Genomic DNA, 1,517 nt, shown 5'->3' with positions numbered 1-1,517 from the left:
ATGCCGAACTCGATGACCAGGGACATCTCAGCGAACGCATCACCCTGCTCGAAGAAAAGAAGGCGGCTCCAGTTGCCGCGATGCTGTCGGGAAGCCTGTACGAAACAGGCGGACGAACGGTAACGCGCACGCTCAAGCGCTCGATCTGGCCAGCGGACGTACTGGTTGGCATACGCCCGCTGTTTGACGTGAAGGATGGCGCCAGTGCGAATGCCAACGCAGGATTCGAATTGATCCGCAGCAATGCCGCCGGTGACCTGCTTGCCGGTCAGAATCTGAAGATCAGCCTGATTCGCGAACGTCGCGACTACCACTGGGTATGGGCAGCCGAGGGCGGCTGGCATTTCAACTACACCGAACGCTACGAGAACGCGGAAACCCGCGAGATCAACATCGAGGCTGGCAAGGCAACCCGGTTTGATGTGCCGGTCGAGTGGGGTGGCTATCGAATCGAAGTCGTCGATCCGGAAACCGGCCTCACGATGCGTTTTCCGTTTACGGCAGGCTGGAGCTGGAACGATGACAACCGTGGTGGCGAAGCGCGGCCGGACAAGGTCAAACTGTCTCTGGACAAGCAAAGCTATCGCGCCGGCGACACGCTCAAGGTCACCTTGACGCCACCGCACTCAGGCCCGGGCGTGCTGATTGTCGAATCCGACAACATGCTCTACACCCGCAACATCGAGGCGCGCGCCGGCAGTGTATTCGAGATTCCGGTCACCGAAGCCTGGGAACGGCACGACATCTATCTCACCGCCCTGGTTTTCCGTGGCGGCTCCGCAGCCGAACGCATCACGCCCGCGCGCGCCGTGGGCGAAGCGTTCATCCCGATGAATCGCAGCGATCGCAAGGTGGCCGTGCAACTTGAAGCCACCGATTTGATGAAACCGGAAACCGAACTGCCGGTCACCATCAAGGTGCCGCAACTGGCCGGCAAGAAGGCACGGGTTACGGTATCGGCCGTGGATGTCGGCATCCTCAATATCACGCGCTTCGCGGTACCCGATGCCAACCAGTGGTTCTTCGCCCAGCGTCGACTCGGTGTCGATGCCTATGATCTTTACGGGCGCGTCATCGAGAGCTTCACCGGCAACATGGCCAAATTGCGCTACGGCGGTGACATGGCCCTGGATGCCCTGCCCCAGGCCAGACGCCCGACAGCCAAGGTACAAACCGTAGACCTGTTCGCCGGCCCGGTTGAGCTGGATGCACAAGGCACTGCGACCGTGAACCTGATGGTGCCCGACTTCAATGGCACCCTGCGCGTCAGTGCCCTGGTGTTCAGTGACGAGCAGTATGGCAACAGTGATGCCGAAACGATCGTGCGCGCCGATCTGGTTGCGGAGATCAGCACACCGCGAGTGATGGCCCCCGGCGACAAGGCGATGCTTTCGCTGGATCTGCAAAATTTCTCGGGTGCCGAACGCGAATTCAACGTGCGCGTGGAAGCCGACAAGCCACTTGCCCTTGGCAAAGGCACGCGCAAACTCACCCTGGCCGACAATGCCAGGGAAACG

At 60.8% G+C, this 1,517-nt stretch carries 1 protein-coding gene; it reads left to right on the top strand.

Annotated elements, in window-relative coordinates:
- On the top strand, positions 1-1,517 hold a 1,517-nt coding region (locus WBP53_RS08745), incomplete at both ends, for an alpha-2-macroglobulin family protein (RefSeq protein ID WP_423927976.1).

The sequence above is a fragment of the Dokdonella sp. genome (genome assembly GCF_049593775.1).
GTDB lineage: Bacteria > Pseudomonadota > Gammaproteobacteria > Xanthomonadales > Rhodanobacteraceae > Dokdonella.
The sequence above is the reverse complement of the archived record's forward strand: the minus strand, read 5'-3'. Positions and strand labels throughout refer to the sequence as shown.